The organism is Pseudomonas sp. PDM32 (assembly GCF_019219225.1).
Taxonomy (GTDB): domain Bacteria; phylum Pseudomonadota; class Gammaproteobacteria; order Pseudomonadales; family Pseudomonadaceae; genus Aquipseudomonas; species Aquipseudomonas laurylsulfatiphila.
The window spans coordinates 159,766-176,349 of record NZ_JAHUWE010000012.1 but is presented as its reverse complement, the minus strand read 5'-3'; the positions used below and the strand labels follow the sequence as shown (position 1 = coordinate 176,349).

The 16,584-nt window shown below is 62.9% G+C and carries 16 protein-coding genes; 3 read left to right on the top strand and 13 right to left on the bottom strand.

From position 1 onward, the window contains the following. Positions 1 to 14 precede the first annotated feature (14 nt). The 13 genes from KW846_RS22545 to paaF all read right to left on the bottom strand — a co-directional run bounded on the left by KW846_RS22545 (position 15) and on the right by paaF (position 13,434). A complete protein-coding gene (locus tag KW846_RS22545) occupies positions 15 to 1,661 on the bottom strand; it encodes a cation acetate symporter (protein WP_218485397.1) in 1,647 nt (548 codons plus the stop codon). Next, positions 1,658 to 1,966, bottom strand: coding sequence for a DUF485 domain-containing protein (locus tag KW846_RS22540; protein ID WP_218485395.1), 309 nt, complete (start codon positions 1,964 to 1,966; stop codon positions 1,658 to 1,660). The genes KW846_RS22545 and KW846_RS22540 overlap by 4 nt, the downstream gene beginning before the upstream one ends. A gap of 175 nt (positions 1,967 to 2,141) precedes the next feature. Beyond that, entirely contained in the window at positions 2,142 to 3,218 is a 1,077-nt protein-coding gene (gene paaE, locus KW846_RS22535; RefSeq protein ID WP_218485392.1) for a 1,2-phenylacetyl-CoA epoxidase subunit PaaE, read from the bottom strand. A 34-nt stretch (positions 3,219 to 3,252) separates the two neighbouring features. Continuing rightward, on the bottom strand, positions 3,253 to 3,786 hold the full coding sequence (gene paaD, locus KW846_RS22530) for a 1,2-phenylacetyl-CoA epoxidase subunit PaaD (RefSeq protein ID WP_218485390.1): 534 nt from the start codon (positions 3,784 to 3,786) through the stop codon (positions 3,253 to 3,255). Beyond that, complete coding sequence (paaC, locus tag KW846_RS22525; protein ID WP_218485388.1) at positions 3,773 to 4,534, bottom strand: 1,2-phenylacetyl-CoA epoxidase subunit PaaC; 762 nt, start codon at positions 4,532 to 4,534, stop codon at positions 3,773 to 3,775. The genes paaD and paaC overlap by 14 nt, the downstream gene beginning before the upstream one ends. 8 nt (positions 4,535 to 4,542) lie before the next feature. Beyond that, positions 4,543 to 4,824 (bottom strand): 1,2-phenylacetyl-CoA epoxidase subunit PaaB, encoded by a 282-nt coding sequence (gene paaB / locus KW846_RS22520; protein ID WP_007943393.1) that lies wholly within the window; start codon positions 4,822 to 4,824, stop codon positions 4,543 to 4,545. Positions 4,825 to 5,022: 198 nt separating this feature from the next. After that, positions 5,023 to 6,012 carry a 1,2-phenylacetyl-CoA epoxidase subunit PaaA gene (paaA, locus tag KW846_RS22515; protein WP_007978015.1) on the bottom strand — a complete coding sequence of 330 codons (990 nt, stop codon included), beginning with the start codon at positions 6,010 to 6,012 and terminating at the stop codon, positions 5,023 to 5,025. 1,224 nt (positions 6,013 to 7,236) lie between these two features. After that, positions 7,237 to 8,562 (bottom strand): phenylacetate--CoA ligase PaaK, encoded by a 1,326-nt coding sequence (gene paaK / locus KW846_RS22510; RefSeq protein WP_218485386.1) that lies wholly within the window; start codon positions 8,560 to 8,562, stop codon positions 7,237 to 7,239. Positions 8,563 to 8,661: 99 nt separating this feature from the next. Then, positions 8,662 to 9,873 (bottom strand): 3-oxoadipyl-CoA thiolase, encoded by a 1,212-nt coding sequence (pcaF, locus tag KW846_RS22505; RefSeq protein WP_007972025.1) that lies wholly within the window; start codon positions 9,871 to 9,873, stop codon positions 8,662 to 8,664. Continuing rightward, entirely contained in the window at positions 9,866 to 10,315 is a 450-nt protein-coding gene (paaI, locus tag KW846_RS22500; protein ID WP_007972024.1) for a hydroxyphenylacetyl-CoA thioesterase PaaI, read from the bottom strand. The genes pcaF and paaI overlap by 8 nt, the downstream gene beginning before the upstream one ends. Beyond that, the gene (gene paaH, locus KW846_RS22495) at positions 10,308 to 11,825 is read right to left on the bottom strand and encodes a 3-hydroxyacyl-CoA dehydrogenase PaaH (RefSeq protein WP_218485384.1); all 1,518 of its coding nucleotides are present in this window, start codon (positions 11,823 to 11,825) and stop codon (positions 10,308 to 10,310) included. Before paaH ends, paaI begins: the two co-directional genes overlap by 8 nt. A 3-nt stretch (positions 11,826 to 11,828) precedes the next feature. Further along, positions 11,829 to 12,620, bottom strand: a complete 792-nt coding sequence (gene paaG / locus KW846_RS22490; RefSeq protein ID WP_007972022.1) for a 2-(1,2-epoxy-1,2-dihydrophenyl)acetyl-CoA isomerase PaaG — start codon at positions 12,618 to 12,620, stop codon at positions 11,829 to 11,831. Between the two features lie 40 nt (positions 12,621 to 12,660). Beyond that, positions 12,661 to 13,434: a 2,3-dehydroadipyl-CoA hydratase PaaF gene (gene paaF, locus KW846_RS22485; protein ID WP_218485381.1), complete on the bottom strand. Its 774-nt coding sequence runs from the start codon at positions 13,432 to 13,434 to the stop codon at positions 12,661 to 12,663. Between the two features lie 348 nt (positions 13,435 to 13,782). Between paaF and paaY the strand changes: the two genes are divergently transcribed. From paaY to feaR, 3 genes are all read left to right on the top strand, one after another. After that, positions 13,783 to 14,379, top strand: coding sequence for a phenylacetic acid degradation protein PaaY (gene paaY / locus KW846_RS22480; protein ID WP_218485379.1), 597 nt, complete (start codon positions 13,783 to 13,785; stop codon positions 14,377 to 14,379). Positions 14,380 to 14,558: 179 nt separating this feature from the next. Further along, complete coding sequence (gene paaX / locus KW846_RS22475; RefSeq protein WP_218485377.1) at positions 14,559 to 15,482, top strand: phenylacetic acid degradation operon negative regulatory protein PaaX; 924 nt, start codon at positions 14,559 to 14,561, stop codon at positions 15,480 to 15,482. 101 nt (positions 15,483 to 15,583) lie between these two features. Then, on the top strand, positions 15,584 to 16,498 hold the full coding sequence (feaR, locus tag KW846_RS22470) for a transcriptional regulator FeaR (protein WP_218485374.1): 915 nt from the start codon (positions 15,584 to 15,586) through the stop codon (positions 16,496 to 16,498). The last annotated feature ends 86 nt before the right edge of the window (positions 16,499 to 16,584 follow it).

Below are 16,584 nucleotides of genomic sequence, written 5' to 3'. Positions count from 1 at the left end.
TTCCCTGCCAAAATTCAGTGTTTGGTGGCGCCGGTGGCACCGATACCGGTCATCGAGCGGATGAACTGCGCCAGATAACGACCGCGCTCGAGGGCTGCACGGGGCGAGGTGTCGGTGACGGAAAACAGCCATGCACTGAAGAACGCCAGGCTCATGGAAAACAGCGCCGGGTTGGAATACGGGAACAACGCCTTGTCGTGATGCATCACGTTGACCCACACCGCCGGGCTCAGCACCAGCAGGACAATCGCCGAGACCAGGCCGGACAGGCTGCCGAGGACGGCGCCGCGGGTGGTCAGGCCTTTCCAGTACATCGAGAGGAACAGCACCGGGAAATTCACCGATGCGGCGATGGCCAGCACCAGGCCCGAGAGAAAGGCAATGTTCTGCGACTCGAACAGCAGGCCGAGGATGATCGCCAGCACACCGATGCACAGGGTGGCGATTCGCGACACGCGCATTTCCTGCTGTTCCGTGGCCTGGCCCTTGCGCATCACGCAGGCATACAGGTCATGGGACACCGCCGAGGCGCCGGACAGTGCCAGCCCGGCAACCACCGCCAGAATGGTGGCGAAGGCGACCGCCGAGATGAAGCCGAGGAACAGGTTGCCGCCTACCGCCTGGGCCAGGTGCACGGCGATCATGTTGCCGCCGCCGATGATCGCGCCACTGGCGTCGCGGAACGCCGGATCGGTGCCGACCATGACGATGGCGCCGAAGCCGACGATGATCAGCAGCAAGTAGAAGTAGCCGATGAAACCGGTGGCGTAGAACACGCTTTTACGCGCTTCCTTGGCATCGCTGACGGTGAAGAAGCGCATCAGGATATGCGGCAGGCCGGCGGTGCCGAACATCATGCCAAGCCCTAAGGAAATCGCATCGACCGGGTTGGACAGCAAGCCGCCGGGGGCCATGATCGCGTTGCCCTTGGCATGCACGGCGGTGGCACCGGCAAACATGGCCTCGGTGCTGAAGCCGAAGTGCTTGAGCACCATGAACGCCATGAAGCTGGTGCCGAACAACAGCATCACCGCCTTGATGATCTGCACCCAGGTGGTGGCGAGCATGCCGCCGAAGGTCACGTAGAACACCATCAGCACGCCGACCAACATCACCGCATAGAGGTAGTCGATGCCGAACAGCAACTCGATCAGCTTGCCGGCGCCGACCATCTGCGCCACCAGATACATCAGCGCCACGGTCAGGGTGCCGAAGGCCGAGGTCAGGCGCACCGGGGTCTGTTCCAGGCGATAGGACACCACGTCGGCAAATGTGTACTTGCCCAGGTTGCGCAGGCGTTCGGCAATCAGGAACAGGATGATTGGCCAGCCGGCCAGCACGCCCAATGCGTAGAGCAGACCGTCGTAGCCATTGAGGAACATCATCGCGGATATGCCGAGGAACGAGGCGGCCGAGATCATGTCGCCGGCAATCGCCAGGCCGTTCTGGAAACCGGTCATGCCGCCACCGGCGGTGTAGAAGTCGGCGGCGGAGCGGGTGCGAAGTGCCGCCCAGCGCGTCACACCTAGGGTGAACAGGACGAACACCAGGAACATGCCGATGGCGTTCCAGTTCAGCGGCCGGGAGACGCCATCGGCGGCCACCGCGATATCAGTGACCACCGCCAGCGGCAGCAGGAGCAAGGCAAGAAGGCGGCTCATCGGGCGCACTCCTGCTTGAGTTTTTCATTCAAAGGATCGATCACGTTGTTGGCGCGATAGACATAAAACCCGGTCAGCGCGAAGGCCAGCCCGACGATCACGACACCCACCAGCATGCCCACGGTGGTCACGCCGCCGCTCAGGGATTGGCCGAGGGTAGAAGGGGAGAAAGCCACCAGCAGCACGAAGCCGTAATAGATCACCAGCATGGCCAGGCTCAGTGACCAGTACAGCTTCTGTTTGCGACGAACCAGCTGGATGAAGTCCGGGTGCTGGCGGATGAGTTCTATTTCTTGCGGGCTCATGGTGACTCTCCTTTGTTGTTTTTGTTGTGGGGGTGAAGCAAGTACGGCGCGACCTCTGTAGGAGCGAGCCTGCTCGCGATGAACCTGAGATCGCCGCGGGGTATCAGGCAACCCGCGTCATCGTTTACGACCATCGCGAGCAAGCTCGCTCCTACAGGGGGACGGTGCGGGCCGATCAAAGCTGATCGAAATCCAGCACCACCTTGTCGCTGATCGGGAACGCCTGGCACGACAGCACATAGCCGGCGGCCACTTCGTAGTCTTCCAGGGCGTGGTTGCTGTCCATTTCCACTTCGCCTTCGATGACCTTGCACTTGCAGGTCGAGCACACACCGGCCTTGCACGAGTAGGGCAGTTCCGCACCTTGCTCGTTACCGGCGTCGAGGATGCTCTGGCTGTTGCGCGGCAAGTCGAAGGCCAGGGCGCGGCCGTCGCTGATCACGGTGATCTGGCTGACCGCCGCATCGACCTGGCGGGCGGCTTCGCGGGCGGCGCGTTTTTGCTCGCTGCCGACAGCGGCGAACAGTTCGAAATGGATGCGCTCGGCTGGCATGCCCTTGGCCTTGAGGCTGTCGCGCACGGTCTCGGTCATTTCCTGCGGGCCGCAGATAAACGCGGCATCGAGCGCCTTGACGTCGAGCCAGCGGGTGAACAGCTGCTCGCACTTCTCGGCGTTGATCCGGCCGTTGTACAGGTCGACGTCCTGCTGCTCGCGGCTGAACACGAAGATCAGGTTCAGGCGTTGCAGGTAGCGGTTTTTCAGGTCTTCCAGCTGCTCACGAAACAGCGCGCCGGAGCTGGAGCGGTTGCCGTACAGCAGGGTGACGCGGCTGTGGGGTTCGGTTTCCAGGGTGGTCTTGATGATCGACAGGATCGGCGTGATCCCGCTGCCCGCGGCCACGGCCAGGTAGTTGCCGTGGCGAGCCGGGTCGAGTTCGACGCAGAAATGCCCGGCAGGCGGCATCACTTCCAGGGTGTGCCCGGCCTTGAGCTGTTCGTTGGCAAACGCCGAAAAGCGTCCACCGGCCACACGCTTGACCGCAATACGCAATTCACCGTCGTTGACCCCGGTGCAGATCGAATAGGAGCGGCGTACTTCTTCGCCGTCCAGTTGGGTGCGCATCACCAGGTGCTGGCCCTGGGTGAAATGAAAGCTGTCTTGCAGGTGTTGCGGAATCTCGAAGGCGATGGACACCGCGTCACGGGTCTCGGCGCGCACGTCCTTGATGGTCAGGCTGTGAAATTTGCTCATTGTTGTTCTCCAGCTGGGACGGCCGATTCGCCGCTCAGATGCACTTGAAATAGTCGAACGGTTCCCGGCAATCGACGCAGCGGTACAGCGCCTTGCAGGCAGTGGAGCCGAACTCGCTGAGCACCTCGGTGTGGGCGCTGCCGCATTGCGGGCACACAACCTGCGGGCTTTCGCCGAGCAGGCTGCGCTTGCTGGTGCTGCCCTCGGGCGGTGCGATGCCGTAGGCGCGCAGGCGTTCACGGCCGCTGGCGCTGATCCAGTCGGTGGTCCAGGCCGGGGTCAACTTGCGCTCCAGTTGCGGCGCCTTGAATCCGGCGAGTTCCAGGGCGTCACGGATGTCGCTCTCGATCACTTCGGTGGCCGGGCAACCGGAGTAGGTCGGCGTGACCACCACGTGAAGGTGGCCGGCCTGCCAGTCCAGGTCGCGGACGATGCCCAGGTCAACCACGCTGACCACCGGCACTTCCGGGTCCATGACCTCAGCCAGAATCGCCCAGGCGGCGGCCAGGTCGGTCGGCCCCACCGGCCGGGCGCCGAGGTCGCTGGCGATCAGCTCACCAGGTTGCATCGGGGTACGCTCGTGGCAGGCACTGCATTTCGGCCAGCAGGATGCCCAGGTGTTCGCTGTGCAGGCCCGTGCGGGCATTCAGGTAGAAATAGCTCGGCGCAGCGGGAACGGGCAGGGTGGCGCTGGCGAAGATCTGCTCGACTTTGGCTTGCCACTGGGCGGCCACGCTGGCGATGTCCGGGGTGATGCCGGCGTCGCACAGGCGCTGCTCGCTGTCGTCGGCGGCGATCAGCTCGACGGTGAAGCGCCAGACCTCGGGAATCGCCGCGAGCATGCGTCGATTACTTTCCTCGGTGCCGTCGCCCAGACGTTCGATCCACTCGCCGGAGCGGCGCAGGTGGTAGGTCACTTCCTTTACTGCCTTGGCGGCGATCCCGGCGATGCGTTCGTCGCTGGACTGGCTCAAGCCCTGCAACACCGGCAAGTGCCAGGCGTCGTAGAGGAACTGCTTGAGCATGGTCACCGCGAAGTCGCCGTTGGGTTGTTCCACCAGCAGCAGATTGCGGTAAGCGCGCTCGTCACGACGGAACGCCAGGTGATCGGCGTCACGGCCGTCGTCCAGCAGTTCGGCGGCGTATTCCAGCCAGTTGCGCGCCTGGCCTACCAGGTCGAGGCCGACGTTCATTAGTGCCAGCTCTTCTTCCAGTGCCGGTGCCTTGCCGCACCACTGGCACAGGCGTTGGCCCTGGATCAGGGCGCTGTCGCCGAGGCGCAGCAGGTATTCGATCAGATCAGTCTTGTTGTCCATGGTCGACCTCACATGTGCCCGACTTCGGCCGGCAGCTCGTAGAAGCTGGCGTGGCGGTAGACCTTGTCGTCCGACGGGTCGAACAGCGGGTCTTTTTCATCCGGCGACGAGGCGGTGATCAATGCCGAAGGCACCACCCACAGGCTCACGCCTTCGCTGCGACGGGTGTAGAGCTCGCGCGCGTTTTCGATGGCCATGGTGGTGTCGGCGGCATGCACGCTGCCGACGTGCTTGTGGTTCAGGCCGTGCTTGCTGCGCACGAAGACTTCGAAGAGGGTCCACTCGGACATTTCAGTTACTCCACATCTGTTCGGTTTTTGCTGGCGGGGCGGAAGATCAAAAGATCGCAGCCTGCGGCAGCTCCTGCATGGGATCGCCGGCTTCTGTAGGAGCTGCCGCAGGCTGCGATCTTTTAGCGGCTTTGAAGCCGCCGAGGATCAAGATCAAAAGATCGCAGCCTTCGGCAGCTCCTAAAGGGGCGGTTTGACTTACGCGGCGTTCTTGTTTTGTTTTTTGCGGGCGTGGGCGACGGCGGCTTCGCGAACCCAGGCGCCGTCTTCGATCGCCTTGCGGCGGGCGGCGACGCGTTCCTGGTTGCACGGGCCGTTGCCCTTGAGCACTTCGTAGAATTCGTTCCACTGGATTTCGCCGAAGTCGTAGTGGCCGCGCTCGGCGTTCCACTTCAGGTCCGGGTCGGGGCAGGTGCAGCCCAGCAGTTCCAGCTGCGGGATGGTCTGGTCGATGAAGCGCTGGCGCAGTTCGTCGTTGCTCTGGCGCTTGATCTTCCAGGCCATGGATTGCGCGCTGTTCGGCGAATGTTCATCGCTCGGGCCAAACATCATCAGCGACGGCCACCACAGGCGGTTGATCGCGTCCTGGACCATGTCTTTTTGCGCTTGGTTACCGTGGCGCATCATGGTCAGGAGGATTTCGTAGCCCTGGCGCTGGTGGAAGCTCTCTTCCTTGCAGATGCGGATCATCGCCCGGGAGTACGGGCCGTAGGAGGTGCGCTGCAGCACCACCTGGTTGACGATCGCCGCGCCATCCACCAGCCAGCCCACCGCGCCCATGTCGGCCCAGTTCAGCGTCGGGTAATTGAAGATGCTCGAATACTTGGCCTTGCCGCTGTGCAGTTTGGCGATCTCTTCATCACGGTCGGCGCCGAGGGTTTCCATGGCGCTGTACAGGTACAGGCCGTGGCCGGCTTCGTCCTGGATCTTGGCCATCAGTTGCAGTTTGCGTTTGAGCGACGGCGCGCGGGTGACCCAGTTGCCTTCGGGCAGCATGCCGACGATTTCGGAGTGGGCGTGCTGGGAGATCTGCCGGATCAGGGTCTGGCGGTAGGCATCTGGCATCCAGTTCTTGGCTTCGATCTTGATTTCTGAATCGATTTTTTCCTGGAAGGCGCGTTCCTGTTCGGACATTTCCGAGAGGTCCTTGATGCGCTTTACGCCTGTTTCTACGAGCTGTGCGTACATTTTTGAGTTCCCGCCTTGAATCTGTTCTGGGGCATGGGGACTTTATAAGCGATACAGAATTTAATATCAAACACAAAATGACGTGTCGTATTTGTTTTTTGTATCGCTTTGGGTGGGTAGGCGCTTTTTGGGGCGGGCCACCTGTGGGAGCGAGCCTGCTCGCGAAGGCGGCCTGACAGCCGACCTGTCTTTTGTTGACCGCGTACATATCCATTCCTGCGGTAATGGCGGCTGGCGGTTTCGCCCTTACGGCGAGTCACTTTTTTTACAAGCGCCTAAAAAAAGTAACCAAAAAAACGCTCGCCCCGAACGTACGGCCCCTCGCTAAGGCTCGGGGTTCCTTCGCTCCGGCATTCATCCGGGGGCATTGCCCTCCGGTCGGCTTCGCTTCGACCTACATGCAATGAGTTCGACTGCGTCGAACGGCGCTGCGCGCCCATCCCCGGATGAACACCTGCGCTCAGCCTGCCGAGGGGGCGGGTGGATCAAGATCAAGAGCTGCAGGCGAGCTAACGCTCGGCCTGTTGAGTGGTGAAGAGCGGCGTGGTGTGGGCTGCTCTGTCTTTGCTTTTCTGTGGGAGCGAGCTTGCTCGCGATGGCGGCCTGACAGCCGACCAAGATCTTGCTGATGCCCACCGTTCAAATTGTGGGAGCGGGCTTGCCCGCGAAGGCGGCCTGCCAGCCGACCAATCTCTCGCAGGCATACCCGGATCAACTGTGGGAGCGAGCCTGCTCGCGATGGCGGTCTGCCAGTCGACTAGGTACCTCACAGACGAACGAAACCCGCGAACAGGCCGGCCGGTAGGCCGCCTCGGACGCTGTTGCGGTGTACGCCCCCTCGTGAGGCCGAGCGCAGGTTCTGCGCAGTGGGCAACCCGGCATGGATGCCGGGTTAGCCGCCCCCGGCCATGGATGGCCGATGGCGGCGGGCCCACGGAGCAGGACCGGAGCGAGGGCATGCCGAGCCACAGCGAGGCACCGAATGTCAGGGGCAAGAGCGTTTGGTTACTTTGCGCTTTTCAAAGTGACCCGCTGTAAGAGCGGAACCATAGGAGGCCGTTACCGAAGAAACGGATATGTACGTAATCAAAAAAAGACAGGCCGGCAGTCAGGCCGCCTTCGCGAGCAAGCTCGCTCCCACAGGGATTGTGCTCGGCTCCAGAGTCAGCAAAGCCCCGGCAAAAAAAAGCCCCGCAATAAGCGGGGCCATAAAGGGTGCAGCAGTCATGCTTTAGGACGTTTATCCACCACGTGGCAAGCCTTGCCCTCCGACCGCTTGATCGAATGAAACGGCTGCAAAACAACCCGCGAACTGATCCCGATATACGTCTTGATGTGTTTGCTCAATTCCCCACAAACAGCCTTCTGCTGTTCTTCGCTCAGGTGCTGGTGCTCAGCCTTCAACTCGACATGCACATCAACACTGTCCAGGTTGCCGTTGCGATACAGATGGATCTCATAGCACTCGGCGAGTTGTTTGACTTTGAGTACCTGTTCCTCGATCTGTGTCGGAAACACGTTGACCCCACGGATGATCAGCATGTCGTCGCTGCGTCCGGTGATCTTGTCGATACGTCGCATCGGTCGCGCGGTACCCGGCAGCAGGCGCGTCAGGTCGCGGGTGCGGTAGCGGATCATCGGCAGGGCTTCTTTGCTCAGGGAGGTGAACACCAGTTCGCCCATCTGGCCGTCCGGCAGTACTTCGCCAGTGACCGGATCGATGATTTCCGGGTAGAAGTGGTCTTCCCAGATGGTCGGGCCGTCCTTGGTTTCGGCACATTCCATGGCGACGCCCGGCCCCATGATTTCCGACAGGCCGTAGATGTCCAGGGCGGTGATGCCCAGGCGCGCCTCGATGGCGCTGCGCAGTTCGGCGGTCCAGGGTTCGGCGCCGAAGATGCCCAGGCGCAGGGCCAGTTTGTGCGGGTCGATGCCCTGGCGCTCGATTTCGTCGGCGATGTTGAGCATGTACGACGGCGTGACCATGATGATGTCCGGCTGGAAATCCTTGATCAGTTGCACTTGTTTTTCGGTCTGGCCGCCGGACATCGGGATCACCGTGCAGCCCAGGCGTTCGGCGCCGTAGTGTGCGCCGAGGCCGCCGGTGAACAGGCCGTAGCCATAGGAAATGTGCACCTTGTCGCCACGGCGGCCACCGGCGGCGCGGATCGAGCGGGCCACCACGTTGGCCCAGGTGTCGATGTCGTTCTGGGTGTAGCCGACCACGGTCGGTTTGCCGGTGGTGCCGCTGGACGCGTGCAGGCGCACGATGTCGTTCATCGGCACGGCAAACATGCCGTAGGGGTAGTTGTCGCGCAGGTCGGACTTGGTGGTGAAAGGGAATTTCGCCAGGTCGTCGAGGGACTTGATGTCGTCCGGGTGAACGCCCAGCGCATCGAAACGCTGACGGTACAGCGGCACGTTGTTGTAGGCGTGGTTCAGGCTCCAGCGCAGGCGCTCCAGCTGATGCTGGCGCAGCTCGTCGATGCTGGCGGTTTCCAGCGGGTCCAGCACAGGGTTCAGCACGGCTTGGGCAATTGGCATGTTCATGTGTTCACTCGAATTGTTTTTGTGTTCCAGCCCTTTTGCACAAGGGCTTTGAGTGCATGCCCCAAGGATACCTCTCGGCTCCTCGGGAATCGCGATTCTTTAGTGGGATAGACGCTCGATGATCAGCGCGATCCCCTGGCCGACGCCAATGCACATGGTGCACAGGGCGTAGCGGCCGTTACGTTCCTCAAGCTCATGCAGGGCGGTGGTCACCAGTCGCGCGCCGCTCATGCCCAACGGGTGGCCGAGGGCGATGGCGCCGCCGTTGGGGTTGACCCGCGGATCGGTGTCGCTCAGGCCAAGCTCGCGCAGCACCGCCAGGCCCTGTGCGGCAAACGCTTCGTTGAGCTCGATCACGTCCATGTCGGCCAGGCTCAGGTTGGCCACTTCCAGTACCTTGCGCGTGGCCGGCACCGGGCCAATGCCCATGATCCGTGGTTCTACGCCGGCGGTGGCCATGGCCACGACCCGGCCACGGGCGGTCAGGCCGTGGCGCTTGGCGACTTGCGGGCTGGCCAGCAGCAGCGCGCAGGCGCCGTCGTTGACTCCGGAGGCGTTGCCGGCGGTGATGCTACCGCCTTCGCGGAACGGCGTGCCGAGTTTGGCAAGCTGTTCGAGCGTGGTGTCGCCGCGTGGGTGTTCGTCGTGCTCGACCACTTTGGCCGGGCCTTTGCGCTGCGGGATTTCCACGGCGACGATTTCCTTCGCCAGGCGCCCATTGGCCTGGGCGGCCGCTGCACGCTGCTGGCTGCGCAGGGCGAAGGCGTCCTGGTCGGCCCGGGAGATGTTGAACTGTTCGGCGACGTTCTCCGCGGTTTCCGGCATGGAGTCGATGCCGTAGGCCTTTTTCATCAGCGGATTGACGAAACGCCAGCCGATGGTGGTGTCGAAGATTTCCGCCGAACGGGAAAATGCCTGCTCGGCCTTGCCCATCACCAGCGGCGCGCGGGACATCGATTCCACGCCGCCGACCAGCATCAACCCGGTCTCGCCGCTGCGAATCGCCCGGGCAGCCGTGCCCACCGCGTCCAGCCCGGAGCCGCACAGGCGATTGAGGGTGGTGCCGGGCACGCTGACCGGCAACCCGGCCAGCAGGGCCGACATGCGCGCGACGTTGCGGTTGTCTTCGCCGGCCTGGTTGGCGCAGCCGTAGATCACGTCGTCGACGGTACTCCAGTCGACTTGCGGGTGGCGGCGCAGCAGTTCGCGCAGCGGCACCGCGCCGAGGTCGTCGGCGCGCACGCTGCTCAGGACCCCGGCGTAGCGGCCTATCGGGGTGCGGACGGCGTCGATGATCAGTGCGTCATTCATTCGGGGTCTCCTGCGTCAGCACCGGGCCGCGCACTTTGTAGGATTTGCCATGGAACAGGGCGATCAACTGGCCCTGTTGGTTTTCGATACGTACGTCGTAGTTGCCGGTGCGCCCGGAACGGCTCTGCTCGATGCAGTCGGCGTTCAGCGTGTCACCCAGGCGGGCCGGGGCGATGTAGTCGATGCTGCAACCGATGGCCACGGTGGCCTCGTTGTAGCTGTTGCAGGCGAAGGCGAACGCCGAATCGGCGAGGGCGAACAGGTAGCCGCCGTGGCACGTGCCGTGGCCCTGGACCATGTCGGCGCGCACCGTCATGCCCACTCGCGCGCAACCGGGGCCGGCCGAGAGCAGGCGCATGCCCATGGCCTGGCTTGCGGCGTCGCGCTGGAACAGCGATTGCGCGCATTCACTGGCCAGGGTCATGGCTTCATGGTTAGTCATGGAATGTTCTCCCTTCGGCGACGCGACGGCGCAGCAGCAGCGACGGCCGGTAGCGTTCTTCGCCGTAACTGGCTTGCAGGTTTTCCAGCACGTTCAGAATGTGCGACAGGCCAATGGCATCGGCCCAGGCCAGCGGACCCTGTGGATAGTTGACCCCGGCGCGCATCGCCAGATCGATGTCGGCGGCCGAAGCCACGCCCTGCAGCAGGGCATCGGCGGCTTCGTTGGCGAGCATCGCCACGGTGCGCAGGACGGCGAGGGCCGGGCTGTCGCTGAGCAGGCTGACCTTGAGGCCGGCCCGTTGCAGCAGGGCCACGCCTTGTTCGAGGGCCTGCGGATCGATGCCGGCCGCATGGCTGATAGCGATGCGTTTGGCATTCGCGTAATCGAACGCCAGATCCAGCAGGATCAGGTTACGCAGGCCATCATCGCGAGCCCGCTGACAGGCCATGCGTCCATCGCTCAAGGCCAGCACGGCATCACCGACTCGCAGCAAGCCTTGACCATCACGCTGGACGATCTCGACGCCTTGTTCATGCAAGCGTGCGAGCAAACCTTGAGCAATACCGAGGTCGCCCTCCACGGCACAGACCTCGACTTTCGCATCGCTGCTGATTTCAGCCGCTTGCGGACGTTCCGCGCCTTGGGCGTAGCAGTAGAAACCCTGGCCGCTCTTGCGTCCCAGGCGTCCGCCGTCCACCAGTTCTTTCTGGATCAGCGACGGCAGGAAACGCGTGTCCTGGTAATAGGCGTCGAACACCGAGCAGGTCACGGCGTAGTTGACGTCGTGGCCGATCAGGTCGGTCAGCTCGAACGCGCCCATGGCAAAGCCGCCGGCTTCGCGCATCAATGCATCCAGGGTAGGGCAGTCGGCCGCGCCTTCCTGCAGCATTCGCAGGCTTTCGGCATAGAACGGCCGGGCCACGCGGTTGACGATGAAGCCCGGCGTGGAGCGGGTGTGCACCGGTTTTTTGCCCCAGGCCTTGGCGGTGTCGTACAGGCACTCAGCCAGGACGGGATCGCTGGCCAGGCCGGAGACGATTTCCACCAACGCCATGACCGGCGCCGGGTTGAAGAAGTGCAGGCCGAGCAAGCGTTCTGGATGTTCAAGCTGCGCGGCGATGCTGGTGATCGACAGCGACGAGGTGTTGCTGGCGAGAATGCAGTGCTCGCCGCAGATGCCTTCGAGCTGGCGGAACAGTGCGCGCTTGACCTCGAGGTTCTCGACGATGGCCTCGATGATCAGCTCGCAATCGGCCAGGGCTTCGATGGCTTCCACCGCTTGCAGGCGGGCAATGGTTGCGCTGCGCGACTCGGCGGACAGCTTGCCGCTCTCGACCCGTTTGCCCAGTTGTCGATCGATGCCTTCGATGGCCTGCGCCGCCGCGCCGGGACGGTTGTCCAGCAGCAACACCGGATGGCCGGCTTGCGCCGCGACCTGGGCGATGCCGGCACCCATGGCCCCGGCGCCGATCACGGCTATGCGTGCGGAGGTGTTCAATGCGGTCATGACTCAGCGCCCCTTGAAGCTTGGGGTGCGTTTTTCCATGAAGGCGCCGACGCCTTCGCGATAGTCCTCGCTGCGCCCGGCCAGGCGTTGCAGGTCGCGCTCCAGTTCCAGCTGTTCGTCGAAGCTGTTGCTCAGGCTGGCGTTGAGGCTGCGTTTGATCAGAGCCAGGCCGTAGGTGGGTTGAGTGGCGAGGTGGCGGGCCAGTTTCAGTGCTTCGTCACGCAGGTCGGCGTCGTCCACGCACTGGTAGATCAAGCCCCATTGTTCGGCCTGTTCGGCGCTCAGGCGATTGCCAAGCAAGGCCAGGGCCTTGGCGCGGGCCATGCCGACCAGGCGCGGCAAGGTCCAGGTGCCACCGGAATCGGGAATCAGGCCGATCTTGCAGAACGCCTGGATGAAACTGGCTGAACGCGCCGCGAGCACCAGGTCGCAGGCCAGCGGAATGTTGGCGCCGGCACCGGCGGCGACGCCGTTGACCGCGCAGATCACCGGCAGCGGCAGGTCGCGCAACTGGCGGATCAGCGGGTTATAGAACTTCTCGATGGATTCGCCCAGGTCCGGCACAGCACTGCCCGGCGCGACATTGCGGTCGCTCAGGTCCTGCCCGGCGCAGAAGCCGCGGCCTTCACCGGTCAGCAGTAGAACGCGCACGTCAGGGTTCTGCCGCACTTGCTTGAGTGCTTCTTTCACTTCGCCGTGCATCTGGGTGTTGAAGCTGTTGAGCTGGTCTGGCCGGTTGAGGCTGAGCAGGGCGACGCCGGCGTCGATGGAAAACAGGATGTGTTCGAAGTTCATGGTCTGGGCGTTCTCTTGGCAGTCGTTCGAATTCGTTGGATTACTGGCCGGTGAAGGTCGGCGCGCGTTTTTCCTGGAAGGCCGCAATGCCTTCGTCGCGGTCACGGGTGCCGGCCAGCACGGTGAAGGCGTGGCGCTCGAAGCGCAGGCCGCTGGCCAGGTCTGTGTCCATGGCCTTGAGCAGCGCTTCCTTGGCCAGGCGTACGGCCAGTGGCGCCTTGGCGGCAATGCCGCGGGCGATGTGCAAGGCGCGCTCGACAGTGAACTCCGGTTGAGTCACTTCGCTGACCAGGCCGGCGCGCTGGGCCTGGCGGGCGTCGATCGGCTCACCCGTGAGGACCATCTGCATGGCCATGGATTTGCCGACGGCACGCAGCAGACGTTGGGTGCCGCCAGCGCCGGGCATGATCCCGAGGTTGATTTCCGGCTGGCCGAAGCGTGCGTCTTCCCCGGCAATGATGATGTCGGCGTGCATCGCCAGTTCGCAGCCGCCGCCGAGGGCGAAGCCGTTGACCGCGGCGATCAGCGGTTTGCTGAAGCGGGTGATGGTTTGCCACGAGGCCTGGCGCGGGTCGTCGAGGATGCCGACCAGGTTGCGTTCGGCCATTTCCTTGATGTCGGCGCCGGCGGCGAAGGCCTTGCGGCTGCCGGTGAGGACCACGACGCGGGTGTCGGGGTCGGCTTGCGCGGCGTTCAGTTCAGCGGCCAGCTCGCCCAGCAATTCGGTGGTCAAGGCGTTCAGGGCTTGCGGGCGCTGCAGGGTAATCAGGCGGACGCCAGGCTCGATCAATTCGACGGCAAGGGTCAGAGGCATGGCGGATGCCCTCAGGGTGCACGCTCGGCGTGGTGCCGGCTCGTTATTGGATCGGCCTCGGGGGCCGGTTTTGCCCAAGTATAGCTACAACGTGATACGCAAATGCAATACAAAAATAGATTTAATGTGTCTTAATTGTGTGGATTTCGATTTGTTGTCTTCCTGGTAAAGGGGCGCTGATAACGAGTTTTTCCTCGAGTTTATTGGGTTTTATAGCGTTTTAACGGGCGCGTTGGTCTTCGTCGGAAAGGTGCGTTTCAAGTGATACGGTTTTTAGTCTTTGTGCTGGTAAAAGTGATGTGATACAAAATAGGTCATTATTTGCATCGCTTTGCGAAGGAACCTGCCATGACCTGCTACAGCCTTGATGGCCTGACTCCGGTGGTTGACCCGAGCGCTTATGTGCACCCGTCTGCCGTATTGATCGGCGATGTGATCATCGGCCCGCATTGCTATGTGGGGCCGCTGGCCAGCCTGCGCGGGGACTTCGGGCGGATCGTGCTGGAGGAGGGCGCCAACCTGCAGGACACCTGCGTGATGCACGGTTTCCCCGACAGCGACACGGTGGTGGAGCGCAACGGCCACATCGGCCACGGCGCGGTGCTGCACGGGTGCCGGATCGGCGCCGATGCGCTGGTGGGCATGAATGCGGTGGTGATGGATAACGCCCGGATCGGCCCGCGTTCATTCGTGTCGGCGGCGGCGTTCGTCAAGGCCGGCTTCGAATGCCCGGAACAGTCGCTGGTCATGGGCGCACCGGCCAGCATCAAGCGCAGCCTCAGCGATCAGGAAGTGGCGTGGAAACAGGCCGGCACCCGGGAGTATCAGCAACTGGCCCAGCGTTGCCTCGAGCAGATGCAGGTGTGCGAGCCGCTGAGCGAACCGGAACCGGATCGCCCGCGTATCAGCGACAGTGGGTTGCGGCCAAAAGGCAGTGTTTCGTGAACACAGGTCCCCTGTGGGAGCGGGCTTGCTCGCGAAAGCGGAGTGTCAGACGACAAATTTATCGACTGACATACCGCCTTCGTCGGATCGCCGCCCGGAGCAAGCCCGCTCCCACAAGGGATCGGGATTAACCCATTAGCTTTCGGTATATTCCTTTTCTTTTTTTGCACGGAACGCCCATGTCGTCCCTGACTCCCTTGAACCACCTGATTACCCGCTTCCAGGAGCAGACGCCGATCCGCGCCAGTTCCTTGATCATCACGTTGTACGGGGATGCCATCGAACCCCATGGCGGCACCGTGTGGCTTGGCAGCCTGATTCAGTTGCTCGAACCCATCGGCATCAACGAACGGCTGATCCGCACTTCGATTTTTCGCCTGACCAAGGAAGGCTGGCTGACCGCCGAGAAAGTCGGTCGCCGCAGTTACTACAGCCTGACGGGCACCGGTCGTCGCCGTTTCGACAAAGCCTTCAAGCGGGTCTACAGCACCACGATGCCGTCCTGGGACGGTTCCTGGTGCCTGGTGATGCTTTCGCAACTGACCCAGGACAAACGCAAACAGGTGCGCGAGGAACTGGAATGGCAAGGCTTCGGCGCGATTTCGCCGGTGGTGCTGGCCTGTCCGCGCAGCGACCGCTCTGACGTCAACGCGACCCTGCTCGACCTCGGCGCCCAGGAGGACACCATCGTCTTCGAGACCACCGCCCAGGACGTGCTGGCCTCCAAGGCCCTGCGCCTGCAGGTACGCGAGAGCTGGAACATCGAGGAGCTGGCCGCGCATTACAGCGAGTTCATCCAGTTGTTCCGGCCGCTGTGGCAAGCCCTGCGCGAGCAGGAAAACCTGCAACCGGCCGACTGCTTCCTGGCGCGGGTGCTGTTGATTCACGAGTACCGCAAGCTGCTGCTGCGCGACCCGCAACTGCCGGACGAGTTGCTGCCCGGCGACTGGGAAGGCCGCGCCGCTCGCCAGTTGTGTCGCAACATTTACCGTTTGATTTACGCCAAGGCCGAAGAATGGCTGAACGCTGCGCTGGAAACGGCCGATGGCCCGTTGCCGGATGTCGGTGAAAGCTTCTATCGGCGTTTTGGCGGACTGAAGTAGCACGTCATTGTTCAGGGAGTGGTGCGGTTCAGGAGACTCGAAGCATCCGGTGTCGTGTGGATTGACGTAGACAATAAAAATAAGCCTGCGTGAGGCCTGACATGATTTCTACAACAGCACAGCGCCATGATGGGTTCGACCAGTGGATCCATCAGATCAACCAGATCTGTGGCGCCTTCAACGCACAACCCCTGGGCAGCGAGTTTGCCGGGCGCATCCGCGAATACCAGAGCGATGCGCTCAAACTCAGTTTCGTCGACGTGTGCCAGGCGCGGTTGTACCGTACGCCCCAGGAAGTCGCGGCGGGCGAGGGCGGCAAGTATTTCGCGGTGTTCCAGCTCGACGGCACGGCGGGCATGGCCCAAGGCGACGACAAGGTCTTGCTGTCCCCCGGCGACATCACGCTGATCGATGCCTCGCGGCCCAGCGATTTCACCTACGGCGAAAACTCCCGGCAGTTGTCGCTGATCCTGCCGTATCAACTGGTCGAGCAAACCCTGCGCTTCAGCCAGGTCAAGTGCGGCCACCGGATTGCCGCGACCTCACCCATCGCCATGCTCTCGCACCGGCTGATCCTCGACGCCACCCGCCAGCAGCACCTGACCCGCCAGGAAAGCGAAGCGACCCTCGAGGCGATCGTCAGTCTGCTGCGCCCGGCGATCAGCCAGGCGGACGACTGCACCGATGCCCATGAGCGGATCTTCCGCAAGACGCTCACCTGCATCGACGAAAACATTCGCTCCGAAGACCTGTGCCCGGAATGGCTGGCGCGGGAAGTCGGCATGTCCACCCGTGGCCTGTACCGGATGTTTGCCAAGAAAGGGCTGGTGGTGGCGCGCTACATCAAGAACCGTCGCCTGGACCTGTGCGCCGAATCCCTGCGCCAATCGGGCAAGGAGCAGAAGTTGTCGGTGTTGGGGTATTCGTGGGGGTTTTCCGATTCGAGCTACTTCTCCACCGCGTTCAAGTCGCGTTTCGGCATTGCGCCGGGGGAGTATCGCAAGCGGTATGCCTGATTTCTGTTGGCGCCTTAAAAGATCGCAGCCTTCGGCAGCTCCTACAGGATCGGGTTAACACGCGATCAATGTAGGAGCTGCCGAAG